Origin of the sequence: Streptomyces sp. NPDC051243, from assembly GCF_044455405.1 — a bacterium.
GTDB lineage: Bacteria > Actinomycetota > Actinomycetes > Streptomycetales > Streptomycetaceae > Streptomyces.
The window spans coordinates 58,366-75,540 of the sequence record NZ_JBITES010000006.1; the positions used below are offsets into that span (position 1 = coordinate 58,366).

13 protein-coding genes are annotated in these 17,175 nt (G+C 71.7%); 7 read left to right on the forward strand and 6 right to left on the reverse strand.

Annotated features, from left to right (window positions below; translation table 11 throughout):
• Nucleotides 1-17: 17 nt before the first annotated feature.
• Both ACIBAG_RS16540 and ACIBAG_RS16545 read right to left on the reverse strand, forming a co-directional pair.
• The gene (locus tag ACIBAG_RS16540) at nucleotides 18-2,102 is read right to left on the reverse strand and encodes a YhgE/Pip family protein (RefSeq protein WP_399105539.1); all 2,085 of its coding nucleotides are present in this window, start codon (nucleotides 2,100-2,102) and stop codon (nucleotides 18-20) included.
• Complete coding sequence (locus ACIBAG_RS16545) at nucleotides 2,074-2,835, reverse strand: ATP-binding cassette domain-containing protein (RefSeq protein ID WP_399105541.1); 762 nt, start codon at nucleotides 2,833-2,835, stop codon at nucleotides 2,074-2,076. The genes ACIBAG_RS16540 and ACIBAG_RS16545 overlap by 29 nt, the downstream gene beginning before the upstream one ends.
• 166 nt (nucleotides 2,836-3,001) lie before the next feature.
• On the opposite strand from ACIBAG_RS16545, the gene ACIBAG_RS16550 reads away from it, so the two are divergent.
• From ACIBAG_RS16550 to ACIBAG_RS16560, 3 genes are all read left to right on the forward strand, one after another.
• A complete protein-coding gene (locus ACIBAG_RS16550) occupies nucleotides 3,002-3,574 on the forward strand; it encodes an SAV_6107 family HEPN domain-containing protein (RefSeq protein ID WP_399105543.1) in 573 nt (190 codons plus the stop codon).
• Between the two features lie 425 nt (nucleotides 3,575-3,999).
• Nucleotides 4,000-4,827: a methyltransferase gene (locus tag ACIBAG_RS16555; RefSeq protein ID WP_399105545.1), complete on the forward strand. Its 828-nt coding sequence runs from the start codon at nucleotides 4,000-4,002 to the stop codon at nucleotides 4,825-4,827.
• A gap of 290 nt (nucleotides 4,828-5,117) precedes the next feature.
• A complete protein-coding gene (locus ACIBAG_RS16560) occupies nucleotides 5,118-5,513 on the forward strand; it encodes a DUF3040 domain-containing protein (RefSeq protein WP_399105547.1) in 396 nt (131 codons plus the stop codon).
• 275 nt (nucleotides 5,514-5,788) lie between these two features.
• Here the strand turns inward: ACIBAG_RS16560 and ACIBAG_RS16565 are convergent, their stop codons facing one another.
• The 4 genes from ACIBAG_RS16565 to ACIBAG_RS16580 form a co-directional block, all read right to left on the reverse strand.
• On the reverse strand, nucleotides 5,789-8,176 hold the full coding sequence (locus tag ACIBAG_RS16565) for a DUF3488 and DUF4129 domain-containing transglutaminase family protein (protein WP_399105549.1): 2,388 nt from the start codon (nucleotides 8,174-8,176) through the stop codon (nucleotides 5,789-5,791).
• The gene (locus ACIBAG_RS16570; protein ID WP_399105551.1) at nucleotides 8,173-9,546 is read right to left on the reverse strand and encodes a DUF58 domain-containing protein; all 1,374 of its coding nucleotides are present in this window, start codon (nucleotides 9,544-9,546) and stop codon (nucleotides 8,173-8,175) included. The genes ACIBAG_RS16565 and ACIBAG_RS16570 overlap by 4 nt, the downstream gene beginning before the upstream one ends.
• The gene (locus ACIBAG_RS16575) at nucleotides 9,546-10,586 is read right to left on the reverse strand and encodes an AAA family ATPase (RefSeq protein WP_399105553.1); all 1,041 of its coding nucleotides are present in this window, start codon (nucleotides 10,584-10,586) and stop codon (nucleotides 9,546-9,548) included. The genes ACIBAG_RS16570 and ACIBAG_RS16575 overlap by 1 nt, the downstream gene beginning before the upstream one ends.
• 236 nt (nucleotides 10,587-10,822) lie before the next feature.
• The gene (locus ACIBAG_RS16580) at nucleotides 10,823-11,371 is read right to left on the reverse strand and encodes a beta-class carbonic anhydrase (protein WP_399105555.1); all 549 of its coding nucleotides are present in this window, start codon (nucleotides 11,369-11,371) and stop codon (nucleotides 10,823-10,825) included.
• 418 nt (nucleotides 11,372-11,789) lie between these two features.
• Between ACIBAG_RS16580 and rsmH the strand changes: the two genes are divergently transcribed.
• The 4 genes from rsmH (at nucleotide 11,790) to ACIBAG_RS16600 (ending at nucleotide 17,174) form a co-directional block, all read left to right on the forward strand.
• A complete protein-coding gene (gene rsmH / locus ACIBAG_RS16585) occupies nucleotides 11,790-12,746 on the forward strand; it encodes a 16S rRNA (cytosine(1402)-N(4))-methyltransferase RsmH (RefSeq protein ID WP_399105557.1) in 957 nt (318 codons plus the stop codon).
• 162 nt (nucleotides 12,747-12,908) lie between these two features.
• The gene (locus ACIBAG_RS16590) at nucleotides 12,909-13,505 is read left to right on the forward strand and encodes a hypothetical protein (protein ID WP_399105559.1); all 597 of its coding nucleotides are present in this window, start codon (nucleotides 12,909-12,911) and stop codon (nucleotides 13,503-13,505) included.
• Nucleotides 13,506-13,510: 5 nt separating this feature from the next.
• Entirely contained in the window at nucleotides 13,511-15,472 is a 1,962-nt protein-coding gene (locus tag ACIBAG_RS16595; protein WP_399105561.1) for a peptidoglycan D,D-transpeptidase FtsI family protein, read from the forward strand.
• Nucleotides 15,473-15,644: 172 nt separating this feature from the next.
• Nucleotides 15,645-17,174 (forward strand): UDP-N-acetylmuramoyl-L-alanyl-D-glutamate--2,6-diaminopimelate ligase, encoded by a 1,530-nt coding sequence (locus ACIBAG_RS16600; protein WP_399105563.1) that lies wholly within the window; start codon nucleotides 15,645-15,647, stop codon nucleotides 17,172-17,174.
• The last annotated feature ends 1 nt before the right edge of the window (nucleotide 17,175 follow it).

The following is a 17,175-nucleotide window of genomic DNA, read 5'->3' on the forward strand; positions in this document are numbered from 1 at the left end:
GATTGTCCCGCGCGCGGTCACAGGCTCAGCTCCGGGTGCAGCCGGTCGAGCGTCCACACCTGGCGGCGCCGGGCCGACAGCGCGGTCAGCGCGAGCGCGCCCGCGGTGAAGGCGACGAGCACCACGCACGCGTGCCACACCGGTTCCAGACCGCCGCCCGTGATGAGCCTCCTGAGCGCCTCCACGACGTAGCTCATCGGCAGGAACGGGTGCAGCGCGTTGAAGAAGCCGGGGCTGGTCTGCACGGGGTAGGTGCCGCCCGCCGACGTCAACTGCAGCATCAGCAGGGCCAGGACGAGGATCCGGCCCGCCGCGCCGAAGCGCGCGTTCAGCCACTGCACGATCGCCGCGAAGCACGCCGTCACCAGGAACAGGAAGCCCACCGTCCCGGCCGCCCGGGCCATCTCCAGCCCGACCGCCCAGTGCAGCACCGACATCAGGGCCACCGTCTGCAGCACCCCGATCGCCACCACGGGCAGCCAGCCGGCCAGCGCGATCCGCCACGCCGAGGCGCCCGCGGCGAGCGCGCGCCGGTTCATCGGCGAGATCAGCATGTACGCCACCATCGCGCCCACCCACAGGGACAGCGGGATGAAGTACGGGGCGAAACCGGTGCCGTAGTTGGGCGCCTTGTGCAGGTCCCGGGAGGCGAGCTGGACCGGGTCGGCCATGACCTCGGTGCGCTGGTCGCGGGCCTTCTTGTCGTAGTCCGGGATCTGCTTCGCACCGTCGTGCAGCCCGTCCGAGAGCTTTCCGGAGCCGTCGACGAGCTTGTACATACCGCCGTTGAGGTCGAACGCACCCGTCTTCAGCCGGCCCACCCCGGAGTCCAGCTCCAGCGCACCGCTCCTGGCCGAGCCGATCCCCGAGTGCAGCTCGACGGCTCCCGCGGCCACCTTGGCGGCGCCGTCGTTCAGCTGGTTGATCCGGCTGACGGCGTCGTCGAGGTCCTCGGAGAGGTGCGGTGCGCGCTCGGCGAGCGCCTGGGCCTGCTTCTGGAGGGTGGCGAGGTTCCTGTCGAGCTGCTTCAGGTCGCCGTCGTGGTCGGCGATCAGCGTGTTGAGGTCGTCGGCGATGGTCGCCACGTCCGCCGCCGACTGCTTCGCCTTCTTCAGGTCGGAGCAGGCCGGGTCGGGCAGTACGGCGTCCTCGCAGCGCGCGCCGTGGATGACGGCCAGCGCGTCGGCAGCCGTGTGCGCGCCCCTGGCGGCGGCCGGGGCCCGCTCCACGAGGTCGTCGAGGTTGTTCCGGATCGCTCCCGACGAGTCGGCGACCAGGCGGGCGGTGTCCCCGATGGTCTTCTCGTTGTCCGCCAGGAACGGGCCGATCTTCCGGTCGATGCCGTTGACCCTGTCGGCCAGCGTCTGCGTGCCCTGAGCGACCCGCCTGGTGCCGTCCGCCAGTTCGCCCGCACCCTTGTCGAGCCGCTGCAGACCCGTGGTCAGCTCGCCGCTGCCCTCCTTGGCGTCCGTCAGCCCGTCCGCGAGGTCCTTGGAGCCCTTCTCCGCCTTGCCGATGCCGCCTTCGAGCCGGTCGGCGCCGTTCGCGGCCTGCACCGTCGCGCCGTGGATGTCGGAGAACGACACGAAGATGCGGTCCAGGAACGACCGCGACGCCTTGGTGGACGCCGCCTCGCGCACCTCGCTGAAGACCGTGCGCGAGATCTGCCCGACGATGTAGTTGTTCGCGTCGTTCGTACGCACCTGAAGGGCGCCCGTCTCCGGCGAGTCGCCCGCGCTGGACGCGATTCGCTCACTGAAGTCGGCCGGCATGGTCAGCGACAGGTAGTAGGTGCCGTTCTCGACACCCTTCTCGGCTTCGGCGGCACTCACCTCGTGCCAGTCGAAGACGTCGCTCTCGCGCAGCCCTTCGGTGATGTCGTCGCCGGCCGTGAGCTTCTTCCCCTCGACGGCCGCTCCCTTGTCGTCGTTCACGAGGGCCACGGGGATGCGGTCGAGACGGCCGTACGGGTCCCAGAACGACCACAGGTACAGGGCGCCGTACAGCAGGGGCAGCACCAGCAGCGCGACCAGGGCGGCACGCGGCAGCTTCCCCCGCCCGAAGCGCCGGAGCTCAAGCGCGGCCAGCCTCGGCGAGCGCATCGGCGGCCTCCTTTCCGTCGGTTTCCCGGGACCCGGTCGCCTGCGTGGACACCGCGACCGTGCCGTCGGGGGATTCGCTGCACACCGCCACGACCGTCGTCCCGGCCTCGGTGATCGACCTCAACAGCGCCCAGATCTCGGCCCTTTCGGCGTCCGACAGCTTGAGGTCGGTGTCGTCGACGCCGAGCAGGCGAGGGCGCCCGATGAGGGCCAGCGCGATGGACAGCCGGAGCGCCTCCACACGCTCCAGATCGCGTACGGCCGTACGGGCGCCCTTGGGCAGGGCCTCCAGGTCAAGACCCGAGGCCGTCAGCGCGGCGTCGATCCGCACCTGCTCCTCGGTCCTCCGCTCGGCACGGGGTCGCAGCAACCCGCGCAGCGAGTCGCCGAACCGCCGCTGCAGCAGGGCCCGTTCACGGAGGTGCTCGGCGACGGTCAGGGCCGGCTCCAGGTCGGTCACGCCCGGGACGTGGGCCACGGCGCTGACGCGCCGTACCGCCGCCATGCGCTTGGGCAGCACGGCTCCGCCCACGTCGGCGGTTCCCTCGGTGGCCTTCATGCGTCCGGTGAGCGCGAGCAGCAGGCACGTACGGCCGCTGCCGGAAGGACCTTCGATTGCGATCAGCGAGCCGGGCCCGGCCTCGAAGGAGACCCCGCGGAACGCCCATCCGCGAGGTCCTTCGAGGCCGAGGCCCCGGGCCGTGACGCCGGCGCCGGTCACGGTTCCCCCCATCCCTGCCCCCTCATTTTTGAACTGACTGGTCAGTGCAAAAGTAGCCCGAACTCTCTGTCGAAGCAAAAGCGCAGGTCAGAACGGATTGTCAGTGCCATACCTCACGATGGGCACATACGGCATCCCGTATCGGGCATGCCGTCACACAGACGACAGGAGGTTCGTCATGGCCAGCTATCACGCAGCAGCCGCCCGTCGGCGCCGCGCCACCGGCCCTGCCCCCTCACTGACCGGCCCGGCGAGCGACGTGCACCCCGTGCTCCGCCGGACCACGGCCCCGCCCGCCGCCCTCGACCTGCTCGCCCAGGCCCGCGCCGGACTGGACGAGGCCGCCGTTCTGGATACACCGAACGAGCGCTACGCCACGGCCCACCTCGCCGCCCTGCGCACCGCCGCCGCCGTACTCGCCGCGCGAGGACGCCCGGAGACCGCGCCCAGGCGCCGCGCCCGCATCAGGAGTGCCTGGGAAGTGCTCCCCGAGATAGCGCCCGAACTCGCCGAGTGGAGCGCGCTGTTCGCCTCCGGCGCCCGGCGTCGCGCCAGGGCCGAGGCGGGCATCCAGGGCGCGGCCAGCCGCCGGGACGCCGATGACCTGATACGTGACGTAGCGATGTTCCTGCGCCTCGTCGAGCGGATGCTGGTGCTCCAGCCGGTCCTGCCCCAGCCGCGATCGGACGCGGACGCGGGGGAGGCCGACGGTTCGCGACACGGCCCGGAGGAGATGCCGGATGCGGGCTGACGCGCGGGCTGCCACGCGGGCTGACGCGAGCTGAGGCGGGTCGGTCAGGGCCGATGGCGGCTGAGGGGGACGAGGGCTGATGGCGGCTGAGGGGGGGATGGACGAGGGCTGATGGAGGGCGGCGGTGCCGGGCTTCCAGCCTGCGGATTCAGGGTGGCCGCCCGAGGCCGTCGCGGGCGGGGCCGCCGCCCAACCCCTCCCGTCGCGGCCGCTGTGCCCGGGTTCCGGGGCTGCCGGAGTTCGACCCTGCCGTCCGCCGGGCGAGACGGGTGGCGTCGCATGGCACCGTGATGGCCGGGTGGGTCGCCGTAGGCAATAGGGTGGAGGGCGCCTGAAGCCTTCCTGCTCTCGTGACCCGGGCGCCGGGGAGGCAGTCGTTCGCTCCGCCGTGCAAGTGGCGGTGCCGTGCCGAGGAGTCACCTGCCGTGTCGGACCCGATGCGCCCGCCCGTCTCCCACAGCCACCCTCAAACGGCGTCGCTGCGCTCCGACCCCTCCCGCCCCCGCGCCTCGCTGCGTACCGCCGTGGTCTGGGAGGTCCTCCAGGACGCCCTGGACCGCCGGGTCAAGGCCACGGGGCGTCAGGCGCTTGACGTCCTCGACACCGGAGGCGGCAGCGGCAACTTCGCCGTGCCGCTCGCCCGCCTCGGCCATCGCGTCACCGTCGTCGACCCGAGCCCGAACGCCCTCTTCGCGCTGGAGCGGCGCGCCGCCGAGGCCGACGTCGCCGACCGGGTGCACGGAGTCCAGGGCGACGTCCACGGCCTCTTCGACGTGGTCGAGCGCGGCGGGTACGACGTCGTGCTGTGCCACGGCGTCCTGGAATACGTCGACGACCCCGCCGAGGGCGTCCGCAACACGGTCGCCGCCCTGCGTGCCGAGGGTGTGCTGAGCCTGCTCGCCGCCGGACTGGGCGGTGCGGTGCTGGCACGGGCCCTCGCCGGTCACTTCAAGGAGGCCAAGCAGGCCCTGGAGGACCCGGACGGCCGCTGGGGGAAGGGCGACCCGGTGCCGCGTCGGTTCACCACCCAGCAGCTCACCGCCCTGGTCGAAGGGGCCGGCCTCCGGGTCGGTGCCGTGCACGGGGTGCGGGTCTTCGCCGACCTGGTCCCGGGTGTGCTGGTCGACACCGAGCCCGGGGCACTCGAGGCGCTGCTGAAGCTGGAGGAAGCGGCGGCCGAGCTGCCCGCCTTCCACTCGGTGGCCACCCAGCTCCACGTGCTCGGCGAGACGGGGGAGACCGCGGAGGCCTGAGATCCCGCTGTGAGCGGACCGCTTGGGTGCGCCTTGATCAGGGACTTGGCTGCACATGGAGTACGCCACAGGCCCCCCGATCGGGCGCTCGTCGCCGTATGATCGAGGGAGACCGTTCCGGCATGACGGGTCGGCTGCTGGGGAATGAAGATCTCAGTGAGCCGGGACGTCCATGCCGGAGACCGGTTGGCCAATTGGCGTAGAGGGGCGGGTTTCACGGGGGCGATTCCCTGCCTATCCTGAAGGGACCCCCCGGGTCGCCCCGGCGACTGCACGATGAGGAGGACTCCGTGCCGCTCTCGGAGCACGAGCAGCGAATGCTCGAGCAAATGGAGCGAGCGCTGTACGCCGAAGATCCCAAGTTCGCGACAGCGCTTGAGGGAAGCGGGCTGCGTACGTACACCCGGCGACGGGTCTACCAGGCAGTCGCGGGCTTCCTCGTAGGTATCGCGCTCCTCATGGCTGGAATGGTCGCCAAGCAGGTCTGGCTCAGCGTGGTGGGCTTCCTCGTCATGCTCGGCTGTGCGGTACTCGCCGTGACCGGTTGGCGCAAGGCCCCCAAGCCGGGCGAGCAGCCCGCCGCTGATGGCCCGCACGCCCGCCGTCAGCAACGGCAGAAGCGCTCCATGATGGACCGCATCGAAGAACGCTGGCAGCGCCGTCGCGACGAACAGGGCGGCCATTAGCTCGACGAGCAGCTCTTGGACATGCGCAGGGGGTGACCACCGGACGGGTGGCCACCCCCTGATCTATGCCCGCTGATGTATACCCGCAGGTCTCCCCCTTGAGGGAGCCGGGTGCCGACGCGCGACTGAGTTCTCCGGCGACGAGTTGGCAGCCATGGACGCCTGTCACCAGGCGGGTGCACGCCCAGCCGCCGCCCGGCTGCCCCGGCCCCGTGGAGCTACTGGGGCCGGGCGCCCGACGACCTCAAGCCGCCCCCCCCGCACCCGGCGATCCCTCATCCCCGTTGCCCGGGCGTCGACGGCCTCCGCCACGTGGGCCGGGCGGCGGCGGCCCGTCGCTTCGCGTTGATCCACCAGTCCGACAGGGCCCAGGCCACCCGCACGCTGGAGCGCGGGGCCAGCAAGGCGCGCAGGCTCGTGGTCCAACTGCCCTTGGACTCGAGGTTGGCGAGCACGCGGTGGACGTCCTCCGCGAGGCCGGCCACTGGTCGGGGAGCGGGGGCGTACAGGACCTGTTCCACCGCGTCGGCGACCCGGTGGACCGAGGCCGCGGCCGGTGGATCGAGGTGGCCCAGGCGGACGATGCGGGCGGCGGTCTTCCGGGGGGTCTGGGAGTCGTCCGGGGGAATGCCGAAGTCCCAGGCGCTGTCCGTGAGTTCCTGCCAGACCGCCAGCGTGTGGAGGGACACGTCCGCCGCCGTGCGACCGTGCCCGCCCAGCCGTACCGCCCGTGTCCGCAACCGCCACAGCATCGGCGCCAACGGGATCAGCAGCACCGCCACCCCGCCCAGAATCCACAACGGGACGACGACGTACCACCTCGGGCCGCCGTCGTCGGCGGCCACCGCGGCCTCCGGTGACTCGCTCGCGCACAGCTCCGGCTTCTGCCCCGCACAGCTCTCGCTCGCCGACGGCGAGGCGGAGGGCCCCGTGCTCGCCGACTGCGAGGGCCGCGCCACGTCCGGAAGCGTGGAGCCGGGTGTGTTCGACATGGTGTACGACGGAACCGAACCACGGGTCGGCGTCGGCTCGAAGCGGGTCCAGCCCACGCCCTCGAAGTACAGCTCGGGCCAGGCGTGCGCGTCCTTCAGCCCCACCGAGACCGAGCTGTCGCCCTGCGGGGTGCCGGGCGCGAAGCCCACCGCGACCCGGGCCGGTATGTCCAGCGAGCGGGCCATCGCCGCCATCGCGAAGGAGAAGTGGACGCAGAAGCCCTGCTTGTCCCTCAGGAAGCGGGCGATCGCCTGCCGGCCGCTGCCGACCTTGACGTTGGTGTCGTACTGGAACCCGCCCGTCACGGCGAAGTACTCCTGCAGCTTGACCGCCTGCTCGTAGTGGCTGGTCGCGCCCTCGGTCACCTGACGCGCGGTCCGGGCGACCACGGCGGGCAGCGAGTCGGGCAGCTCGGTGAACTCGCGCTTCAGCGCGGCGGACGGCTCCGGGGCGTTCGCGAGCTGATCCGCCGTCGGCCGCACATCGAGGCTGCGCACGGTGTACGTCATTCCGCGCGTGGTCTGGCGGCGGTCGCCGACGACCGTCATGCCCAGCGGCTCGTAACGCCAGTTGCCGTCGATGTCCACGCCGCTCGGCGGATACGGCATCGGCAGCCAGTTCTGGGCGTACCAGTCCGCGGCCGAGATCGTCGTCTCGACCTCCGCCCGCCGGACGTCGGGGCCGAGGCCGAGGGGAGTGGGGAACTGGCCCGGTACTGCCTGGATGCTGCGCTTCGACGGCTGCCAGGTGGTGCCGTCGAAGTCGTCCAGGGAGACGATCCTCAGATACAGGTTGGAGAGGTCGTCCGTGTTGGTCTTCAGGGAGAGGACCTCGCGGTCCTCGTCCACGTTCAGGCTGTCACGCAGCGACACCAGCGGGTTCACCGCGGAGATCGTGCCCCCGCTTCCGCTGCCCGAGCCGACGCCCGTACCAGCCGCGTCCAGCAGGCCGCCGTTCATGGCGGGCAGGGCGAGGGGCACCACCAGGGCGATGCCCAGCGCGACCATGCCGATGCGCCGCCCGGTGCGGACCGGGGCGACCGCGCCGCTCGGCTCCCCGCCCGGTGTCCGTGGCGCTCCGCCGAAGACCCGGCCCCACTGCGAGAGCCGGTCGCGTCCCTCGGCCAGCAGCAGCATCAGATAGCCCGCGGCGGCGACCAGGAACCACAGCCAGTCCGCGCCGCCGTCGGACAGCCCCGCGGCCACGGAGTACAGCGCCAGCAGCGGCAGCCCGGCCGGGGCCGCGCTGCGGAAGGTCACCGCGAGGGTGTCCACCGCGAGGCCGATGATCAGGACCCCGCCGATGAGCATCAGCCGGATGCCGTCGGACAGCGGCGCCGGGATCGAGTACCGGCTGACATCGTCCGCGCCGGCCCGCAACAGGTCGGCGAAGTGGCCGAAGGCCTCCGGGCCGGGGATCACCCCGAGGATCGCCTGCCGGTTGGCGAAGGTCAGGGTCAGCAGCATCAGGGCGACGAGGGCCTGCGCCGCCACCGTCAGCGGCCGGGCCAGCGGCACCCGGCGGGTCGCCATGCCCACGCCGGTCTGGATCGCCAGCAGGAAGATCGCCTGGAGGAGCCAGGTGACCGGGGAGACCAGCGGCAGCAGGGCGCAGGACGCCAGCACAGTGGCCGCCGCGGCGCTCAGCGCCATCCGTGTCCGCCCGCTCATGCCGCTCCCCCCTCGCCCCGCGCGCCGCCGGTCACGGCGGCGTCCGTACGCGCTCGGTCCGCCTGCCGCCACAGCTCGTCCAGCGACGCGCCCCGCGGCACGCTCAGGGCCGTCCAGCCCGCCTCCCGCAGCATCCGCAGCCGCTCCTCGCCCCTGTCCAACGGACCGGCCACATCGCTCGGTTCCCGAACCCAGGCCCCGCTGTCCAGCACGAAGGCCACCGCGCCGCCGCTGCGCTGCCGCATCTTGGCGACCACCGTCGCCTGCTCGTCGTCGAGGTCCCCGAAGAAGGCGACCAGCAGCCCCTCGTTGCCGCCGCGCAGCACGTCGTACGCCCGCGACAGCCCCGTACCGTCGGAGTGGTCGATCACCGCGAGGGTGTCCATCATCAGCCCCGCCGCGTCCGCCGACTCCTGGCTGGCGCCCGCGAACCCGTCGGAGCCCTCGCCGGGCACCGAGCTGCCGGTGTCGGTCAGCAGCCGGACGGAGAAGCCCCGCTCCAGCATGTGGACCAGCACCGAAGCGGCGCCCGAGACGGCCCACTCGAAGGCCGAGTCGGGACCCGCGCCCTGGAAGGCCGGGCCCCGGGTGTCCAGCAGCACCGTGCAGCGGGCGCGCTGCGGCTGCTCCTCGCGGCGCACCATCAGCTCGCCGTAGCGCGCGGTGGAGCGCCAGTGCACGCGCCGCAGGTCGTCGCCGTAGCGGTAGCCGCGCGGGATCACGTCGTCCTCGCCGGCCAGCGCCAGCGAGCGCTGCCGGCCGTCGCCGTACCCCTTCGCCTCGCCGCTGAAGCGGACCGGCGGCAGCGGCTCCACGCGTGGGATGACCGTCAGGGTGTCGTACGTCGAGAAGGACCGGGTCAGCTCGCACATGCCGAACGGGTCGCTCAGGCGCAGCTGCAACGGCCCCAGCGGATAGCGGCCGCGCAGGTCGGAGCGGACCCGGTAGGACACCTCGCGGCGGCCGCCCGGCTCCACCCGGTCCAGCACGAAGCGGGGCCGCGGGCCGAGTACGTACGGCACGCGGTCCTGGAGCATCAGCAGGCCCGTGGGCAGCCGGGAGACGTTGTCCATCCGCAGATGCACCCGGGCCTCGCTGCCTGCGGGCACGCGCGCGGGGGAGAGCCGGCGGCTGCCCGCGACCCGGTAGCGGGTGCGGTACAGCACGGTCGCGCAGACCAGCGGCAGCACGGCGAGCAGCAGCCCGACGCGCAGCAGGTCGCTCTGGCCGAGGACGTAGGCGCAGACGGCGGCCGCGACGCCGGCGGCGAGGAACGAGCGGCCGCGCGTGGTCAGACCCGCCAGTGCCGTGCGGACCCCGCTCCGCTCACCGTGGTCCGCCTCGGCCGGGCCCGTACTGCCGGAGGTCATCACAGCCTCCGCGGCGGCTGCTGGCCGTACGCCGGAGTGCCGTGACCGAGACCCCCGAAGCCGCTCTGCTGCTGCGGCGCGGCGGGCACCGGTGTGCGCTGCAGGATCTCCTGGACGACCTGCTCGGACGTACGGCGGTTCAGCTGGGCCTGCGCGGTGGGCAGGAGGCGGTGGGCCAGGACGGCCACGGCGAGGGCCTGCACGTCGTCCGGCAGCGCGTACTCCCGGCCGCTCAGGGCCGCGGACGCCTTCGCCGCGCGCAGCAGGTGCAGCGTCGCGCGCGGAGAGGCGCCGAGTCTGAGGTCGGGGTGGGTACGCGTGGCGGCGACCAGATCGACCGCGTACCGGCGGACCGGCTCGGCGACATGGACACCGCGCACGGCGTCGATCAACTTCACCACGTCGTGCGCGTGCGCCACCGGCTGCATGTCCTCCAGCGGTGAGGCGCCGCCGTGCACGTCCAGCATCTGCAGCTCGGCCTCCACGCTGGGGTAGCCGACGGAGACACGGGCCATGAAACGGTCGCGCTGTGCCTCGGGCAGCGGGTAGGTGCCCTCCATCTCGACCGGGTTCTGTGTGGCCACCACCATGAAGGGGCTCGGCAGCTCGTAGGTCTGCCCGTCGATCGTGACCTGGCGCTCCTCCATGGACTCCAGGAGCGCGGACTGCGTCTTCGGCGAGGCGCGGTTGATCTCGTCGCCGATCACGATCTGGGCGAAGATCGCGCCGGGCTTGAACTCGAAGTCCTTGCGCTGCTGGTCCCAGATGGACACGCCCGTGATGTCGGACGGCAGCAGGTCGGGCGTGAACTGGATACGCCGTACCGAACAGTCGATGGACCGCGCCAGCGCCTTGGCGAGCATCGTCTTGCCCACCCCGGGAACATCCTCGATCAGAAGATGACCCTCGGCGAGCAGCACGGTCAGCGAAAGCCGTACGACCTCGGGCTTACCCTCGATCACACCCTCCACCGAACTGCGAACCCGCTCGACAGTGGCGGTCAGATCAGTGAGGCTCGCTCGATCGTCATAGGTCGTCACCCGGCCCTCCTCGGCCCGTTCTTTCCGGGCCGACGCTTACGACGCGGACCGGTCCACCCCTGGAACACGGACACCACGCGTGAAAAGTTCCGCGTGTTGCCACACCCGCATTCTTGCTGCCGTTACCGATTCGTGTCACTCGCCTGTGGACAACTGCCTGCGATATGTCGGGTCTTACGGCCTTTTGGGCAGGCCCGAGCTCACATTGACAGCGAAACGACAGGTGTGGCGGATGGTCACGCGGGGTCGATCTCGCGCAGCAGACCGGTCTTCACGTCGAACACGAAGCCCCGCACGTCGTCGGTGTGCAGCAGGAACGGCGAGGTGCGCACACGCTGCATCGACTGCCGCACGTCCTGGTCCACGTCCCGGAAGGCCTCCACCGCCCAGGCGGGCCGCTGGCCGACCTCCATCTCCAGGTCGGTGCGGAAGTCCTCGGTGATCGCCTCCAGGCCGCAGCCGGTGTGGTGGATCAGGACGATGCTGCGGGTGCCGAGCTTGCGCTGACTGATGGTGAGCGAGCGGATCACGTCGTCGGTGACGACGCCGCCCGCGTTGCGGATGGTGTGGCAGTCGCCGAGTTCCAGACCGAGCGCGGCGTGCAGGTCGAGACGGGCGTCCATGCAGGCGACGATGGCGACGTGGAGCACAGGGCGGGCGTCCATACCGGGGTCGGTGAAGGCGGAGGCGTATCGCTCGTTCGCCTCGACGAGACGGTCGGTGACCGTACCGCGGGGGGCTATCGCACCTTCGGGAGCAGCGGGAACCGATGCAGAAGTCGTCATACCCACGACGGTACTGGTCACAGCGTTTCCGGTCCTGTCGTGAGAAGGGAAAAAGAGCGTTATCACGCGCTCACTGTGAGGTAACCCACAAGGGTGAGGGGCGCGTTGCCGTGCGGGTGATTTTTCCCGGCTTCCCGCGTCCGGATCGCTCCGGAGCGCGACGCGCAGGCCGGTTGATTGACCGCGCGACACCGTGGACTAAAGTGACGCGAAGCGGGAGGGGCGGCTCTCCCTGCTGTGATTTTCCTGGAGACCCCGGCGATTGTCCGGAGATCTCCCCGCGTGCGCGGCGCGTACGTACGGCTCGGCCTCCTCCCGCTCCCGGTCGGCTGACGCTCTCGGCGCCGGCAGGCCTCCCCTTCACGAGCGGGCGGGGACCCGGCAGTGCGTACGGGCCCGTCGGATCTGAGAGGGCCCCTTGAGCCAGAGTCGACATGTCCCGGTGATGCTCCAGCGGTGCCTGGACCTGTTGGCCCCCGCCCTGCAGCGGCCGGGAGCGGTGGTCGTCGACTGCACGCTCGGGCTCGGCGGCCACAGCGAGGCCCTGCTCCAGCAGTTCCCCGAGGCCCGGCTCGTCGCCCTCGACCGGGACAAGGAGGCCCTGCGGCTGTCCGGCGAGCGGCTCGCGCCCTACGGTGAGCGCGCGACCCTCGTCCACGCCGTCTACGACGAGCTCCCCGACGTCCTGGACCGGCTCGGCATCGCGCGCGTGCAGGGCGTCCTGTTCGACCTCGGCGTCTCCTCCATGCAGCTCGACGAGGCCGACCGAGGCTTCGCCTACGCCCAGGACGCCCCCCTGGACATGCGCATGGACCAGACGACCGGCATCAGCGCCGCAGAGGTCCTCAACACCTACCCGGCCGGCGAGCTGGTCCGGATCCTGCGCGCGTACGGCGAGGAGAAGCAGGCCAAGCGGATCGTTGCCGCGATCGTGCGCGAGCGGGAGAAGGAGCCGTTCAGCAACAGCGCGCGGCTGGTGGAGCTGATCCGGGACGCGCTGCCGCAGGCCGCCAAGCGCACCGGAGGCAATCCGGCCAAGCGCACCTTCCAGGCGCTGCGCATCGAGGTCAACGGCGAGCTCTCCGTCCTGGAGCGGGCGATCCCGGCCGCCGTGGAGGCTCTCGCCGTCGGCGGACGGATCGCCGTCCTGTCGTACCACTCGCTGGAGGACCGGCTGGTCAAGCAGGTGTTCGCGGCCGGCGCCGCCAGCACCGCCCCGCCCGGGCTGCCCGTCGTGCCCGAGCAGTACCAGCCCCGGCTCAAGCTGCTGACGCGCGGTGCCGAACTTCCCACCGAGGAAGAGGTCGCCGAGAACCGGCGCGCGGCACCAGCGCGCCTGCGCGGGGCCGAGCGCATCAGGGAGTCCATCGAATGAGGGGCGTGAGGCACGGGCGGGCGTCCGGGGCCGGGATTCAAACCCACGGTTCCGGAGTCCGGATCCACGGTTCCGGAGTTCGGACCAGCGGGTCCAGAATCCAAACCCACGTGTCCGCGATGTACGCCCATGAGTGGGAGAACCGGACCCGGGGGAGGGTGAGTGAGTAGGAATCCCGAACTGAGGGGGCGTGCCGCCCGGCTCGCGCGACTCATTCCAGCAGGGCGCGCACGGGCCGCCCGCACCCCCTTCGTCCTCCTCGTCGTCCTGCTCCTCGGCGGCGGCCTCATCGGGCTTCTCGTCCTGAACTCCGCCCTCAGCGAAGGCGCGTTCAGACTCGACGACCTGAAGAGGGACACCAAGGCCCTCACCGACGAGGAGCAGTCCCTCCAGCGGGACATCGACGCCTACTCCGCCCCCGACGCCCTCCAGCGCCGCGCCCGCGAACTCGGCATGGTCCCCGGCGGCGACCCCGCCTTCCTCGAACCGGACGGCACGGTCAAGGGCGTACCCAGCCCGGCCCCGGCCGACCAGACCTCCGCGTACGTGCCGCTGATCCTCGCCCCCGAGGCACTCGTCGGCGAGCCCACTCTGCCGCCCGCGACCGGCGTGACCCCGATGTCCGCCACGCCGTTCACCGGGGCCACCCCCACCGCACCCCATTACGCGTCCCCCGAGGCCACGCCCACCACGCCTCAGTACGCGCCCCCCGCCCAGCAGTCCACCCCGTACTCGACGTATCCGACCCCCGGCAGGTGACGGAAGTGTCCGACAGGGAAGCGCCCCGCCGTCGGGTGCCCGGACCCGCGAAGCCCGCCCGCTCCGGCGGCACCCAACGGCGCCCGGGCGCCGGCGCCCGCCCGGCCCGCCGCCCGGCACCGTCCCGCGGCCCGGGCCCCCGCATCATCCGGCTCGGCAGTCCACGCCCCCGGCTGCGCATGGTGAGCCTGGCCCTGACCCTCGTCCTGATCGCGTTCGTCGTACGACTGCTCCAGGTGCAGGGCGTCGACGCGGCCACGTACGCCGCCAAGGCCGAGCGGAACCGGTACGTCGGCTACACCCTGGCCGCGGAGCGCGGCGCCATCACCGACCGCAACGGTGTGGCGCTGGCGACCAGCGTGGACGCGTACGACATCACGGCCGACCCCACGCTGTTCAGCCGCGAGCAGCTGAAGATCGACGACGGTCCCGAGCAGGCGGCCGCCCTTCTCGCGCCGATCCTCGGCCAGGACCAGGCGGCGATCGTCAAGAAGCTCCGGCCGGAGAACGAGAACCTGCGCTACGCCCTGCTGGCGAGCCGCCGGACCCCGCAGGTCTGGAAGCAGATCAAGGACCTGAAGAACGCGCTGGCCACCAAGGCGGAGAAGGACAAGAGCACGGTCAACGTCCTCGCGGGCGTCCTCGCCGTCGCCAGCAGCAAGCGCGTGTACCCGAACGGCGACCTCGCCGCCGGGATACTGGGCTGGGTCAACGCCGACGGCAAGGGCGGCGGCGGCGTCGAGCAGCAGCTGAACAAGGAACTGTCCGGCAAGGACGGCGAGATCCGCTACGCCCAGTCCGGCGGCCGGCAGGTGCCCACCGTGAACTCCACCGAGACACCCGCCGTACCCGGCAGCGAGGTCGAGCTCACCATCGACCGCGACATCCAGTGGGCCGCGCAGAACGCGATCAGCGAACAGGTGGCGAAGTCCCAGGCGGACCGCGGCTATGTGATCGTCCAGGACACGCAGACCGGCGAGGTCCTCGCAATGGCCAACTCGCCCGGCTTCGACCCGAACGACCTCTCCGCGGCCAGCGCCGCGAACCTCGGCAACGCGGCCGTCCAGGACGCCTACGAGCCAGGCTCCACCGCGAAGGTCATCTCCATGGCCGCCGTACTGGAGGAGGGCGTGGCCACACCCGGTACGAACGTCGTCGTACCCAACCGGCTGCACCGCGGCGACCGGCTCTTCAAGGACGACATCGACCACCCGACCTGGTACCTGACGCTCAACGGCGTACTCGCCAAGTCCAGCAACATCGGCACCATCCTGGCCACCGGCCAGCTGGGCAAGACGCAGAAGCAGTCCAACCGGATCCTGTACGACTACCTGCGCAAGTTCGGCTTCGGCAGCCCCACCGGGCTCGGCTTCCCGGGTGAGACCCCGGGCATCCTCGCCGCCCCGGGCACCTGGTCGACTTCGCAGCAGTACACGATTCCTTTCGGCCAGGGCGTGTCCATCAACGCGATGCAGGCGGCCTCCGTCTATTCGACGGTCGCCAACGGCGGCGTGCGCGTCGAGCCCACACTCGTGCGCGGCACCAAGGGACCCGACGGGCAGTTCACCCCGGCCTCGAAGCCCAAGAAGACCAGAGTGATCAGCGCCAAGACGGCGAAGACCCTCGCCCAGATGCTGGAGTCGGTCGTGGACGACAGGGAGGGCACCGGCACCAAGGCGCGCATCCCCGGCTACCGGGTCGCGGGCAAGACGGGTACGGCGAACCGTGTGGATCCGGCCACCGGCAGGTACCGCGGCTACACGTCGTCGTTCGCCGGCTTCGCGCCCGCCGACAAACCCCGCATCACGGTCTACTGCGCGATCCAGAACGCCACCGCCGGCAACTACTTCGGCGGCCAGATCTGCGGACCCATCTACAAGAAGGTCATGGAGTTCGCGCTGAAGACCCTCCAGGTCCCGCCGACCGGAGCCAAGCCCGCGAAGCTCCCGGTCAGCTTCAAACCCTGACCACCCTGATCAGCACCGAGCAGCCAGGAACCACCTCGTGACAACGATCACTCCCGACTCCGGGAACCAGAGCATGCCCAGCCCCTCACTTCGCTCCGAAGCCGGTGCGCCGGGTACGCTCACCGCCGTGCCACACGCTGATCAGTCCCAAACCACCCAGAAGGGGCATCCCGTGACATACCCGGGACCGCCCAGGCCGGCCCAGGTCTCCGCCACACCCCTCGCGGAACTCGCCGACCAGCTGGGTGTCGCCGCGCCGGACCACCCGGAGAGCGCCGCCGAGGTCACGGGCATCACCCATGACTCGCGTGCCGTCCGCCCCGGCGACCTGTACGCCGCCCTCCCGGGCGCCCGCCTGCACGGCGCCGACTTCGTCACGCAGGCCGCCGGCCTCGGAGCGGCAGCCGTGCTGACCGACCCGACCGGCGCCGGGCGCGCCGCCGAGACCGGCCTGCCGGCCCTGGTCGTGGAGGACCCGCGCGGCCGGATGGGCGAACTCGCGGCGACGATCTACGGCCACCCCGGCCGCGACCTGCTGCAGATCGGCATCACGGGCACCTCCGGCAAGACCACGACCGCGTACCTGGTCGAGGGCGGCCTCAGGACCGCCCGGGCCACCGGACTCATCGGCACGGTCGAGATGCGCATCGGCGACGAGCGCATCAAGTCCGAGCGCACCACCCCCGAAGCCACCGACCTGCAGGCCCTGTTCGCCGTCATGCGCGAACGCGGCGTCGAGGCGGTCGCCATGGAGGTCTCCAGCCACGCGCTGGTCCTCGGCCGCGTGGACGGCTGCGTCTTCGACATCGCCGTGTTCACCAACCTCAGCCCGGAACACATGGAGTTCCACTCCGACATGGAGGACTACTTCCGGGCCAAGGCGCAGCTGTTCACGCCGAAACGCAGCAAACTCGGCGTCGTCAACCTCGACGACGAGTACGGCCGCAGGCTCGCCAAGGAAGCCACCGTCCCGGTCGTCACCTTCTCCGCCGAGGGGCACCCCGACGCCGACTGGCGCGCCGAGGACGTCGAGATCGGCCCCATGGACTCGACGTTCACCGTGATCGGGCCCAAGGGCGAGCGGATCGCCGCCAGGTCGCCGATCGCGGGCCCCTTCAACGTGGCGAACACCCTCGCCGCCATCGTCGCCCTGGCCGCGGCCGGCCTCGACCCGCAGGCCGCCGCCGACGGCATCGCCGCCGTACCCGGCGTGCCGGGCCGGCTCGAGCGGGTGGACGCCGGGCAGCCGTATCTCGCGGTCGTGGACTACGCCCACAAGACCGACGCCGTCGAATCGGTGCTCAAGGCGCTCCGCAAGGTCACCGAGGGCAGGCTGCACGTCGTGCTCGGCTGCGGCGGCGACCGGGACCAGACCAAGCGCGCCCCGATGGGCGCCGCCGCGGCCCGGCTCGCCGACACCGCCGTACTGACCTCCGACAACCCCCGCTCCGAGGACCCGCTCGCGATTCTCGCAACCATGCTCCAGGGCGCGGCGTCCGTGCCAGTACACGAGCGTGGCGAGGTCCAGGTCTTCGAGGACCGGGCCGCCGCGATCGCCGCAGCCGTCGCCCGCGCCGAGCCCGGCGACACCGTGCTGGTCGCGGGCAAGGGCCATGAGCAGGGCCAGGACATCGCCGGGGTGGTGCGTCCCTTCGACGACCGCCAGGTGCTTCGCGAAGCTATCCAGAAGACCCAGGGATGAA